The following is a 1,376-nucleotide window of genomic DNA, read 5'->3' on the forward strand; positions in this document are numbered from 1 at the left end:
TGCGTGACGAACGACCGCTTCAGACTGCGGAAGATCTGTTTGGCACCCTCGAAACGGGTGTCGACACCGTCGGCAGCTTCGTCGAGTAGGTCCGGATCATCGAGATCACTCCTGCGAGCTGACCCTGCGCACGCCGCAAACGGTTCAATACCAATGCGATGCTTACGGTGTCACCAGTCATGTCGTTCAGTCCTTCGTTCGATGAAACTCCAGTTTACCCCTAGCGGTAAGGGTGGTCGAGGTGGCCGAAGCTGGACGGTGGCCTCGGTGCGGATGTCGCGGCCCATGGGCTGGAGAGGCCGGGTCAGTCATCGTTGCACCGAGGGGTCGGGGCCACCCGTGACCTGTCGTAGTCGCCCATTGATGGGCTATACCGGTAGGGGTATACGGAAGACCGCGTCGCCGCCGACCTCAGGTTCACTTAAGACTCGACCGCTATCGTCGGCACCACCGCACCACCGCACCGGAAGGACAACCACTGATGACACTCACCATTGGCGACACCGCCCCCGATTTCCACGCCCAAACCACCCAGGGTCCGATCAACTTCCACGAGTGGATCGGTGAAAGCTGGGCAGTTCTGTTCTCCCACCCCCGCGATTTCACCCCGGTGTGCACGACCGAACTCGGTTACATGGCCACGATCAAACCCGAATTCGACCAACGCAACACCAAGATCATCGGGTTGTCAGTCGACCCACTCGACAACCACGTCGCATGGGCCGACGACATCGCCGAAACACAAGGTACCGCGCCCAACTATCCGATGATTTCCGACAACGACTACACCATTTCGAAGGCCTACGGGATGCTACCCGCCGAAATCGCCGGCGACCCGACCAGTCACACTCCGGCCGAGATGGCGACGCTGCGCAATGTCTTCGTCATCGGCCCCGATAAGACGATCAAGTTGGTGCTCATTTACCCGATGACCACCGGCCGCAACTTCGACGAGGTGCTGCGTGTAATCGACTCGCTACAACTCACTGCCGCGCACAAGGTGGCCACCCCCGCCCAGTGGAATAGAGGTGGCGACGTGATCATTGCCGGCTCGGTCAGCGACGAGGATGCTAAAAAGATCTATCCGGATGGCTGGACTGCCCCTCGCCCCTACTTGCGCATCGTTGCCGACCCCACCCAAGGCTGAGGGCGACGCCCACGGGCATGCTGAACCGTCCTGGATCTGACGGAGACCTGGTTCGAGCCACTTGGCGGTCGGAGGTGTCGGTCGAGATTGCTGACGGTGCTCGTTCTCATAGGGGTCGCGGTGGGCCGAATATCACCAGGGACACCAGTAGTCCGGTCATCATCGTGACCGCGAACACGAGCACCCACCGCTGCGCGGGGTCGTATCCGACCTGGAGGTTCGCGAATTC

At 60.9% G+C, this 1,376-nt stretch carries 1 protein-coding gene and 2 pseudogenes; 1 reads left to right on the forward strand and 2 read right to left on the reverse strand.

Translation table 11 applies throughout. The annotated features are described in order from the left end of the window. Positions 1 to 94: 94 nt before the first annotated feature. Positions 95 to 181 (reverse strand): annotated as a pseudogene (locus AB0O58_RS26725) (hypothetical protein); the annotation flags it as partial. 300 nt (positions 182 to 481) lie between these two features. On the opposite strand from AB0O58_RS26725, the gene AB0O58_RS26730 reads away from it, so the two are divergent. Further along, positions 482 to 1,147 carry a peroxiredoxin gene (locus AB0O58_RS26730; RefSeq protein ID WP_008720432.1) on the forward strand — a complete coding sequence of 222 codons (666 nt, stop codon included), beginning with the start codon at positions 482 to 484 and terminating at the stop codon, positions 1,145 to 1,147. Positions 1,148 to 1,277: 130 nt separating this feature from the next. On the opposite strand, the pseudogene AB0O58_RS26735 reads toward AB0O58_RS26730, so the two are convergent. After that, a pseudogene (locus AB0O58_RS26735) lies at positions 1,278 to 1,376 on the reverse strand (cytochrome c biogenesis protein ResB); the annotation flags it as partial.

Origin of the sequence: Rhodococcus sp. NPDC080181, from assembly GCF_040702225.1 — a bacterium.
Taxonomy (GTDB): Bacteria; Actinomycetota; Actinomycetes; order Mycobacteriales; family Mycobacteriaceae; genus Rhodococcoides; species Rhodococcoides fascians.

What these genes read in the sequence shown, in the direction of transcription:
- AB0O58_RS26730 (WP_008720432.1), top strand. Translation starts at nt 482, where the DNA reads ATGACACTCACCATTGGCGACACCGCCCCCGATTTCCACGCCCAAACC.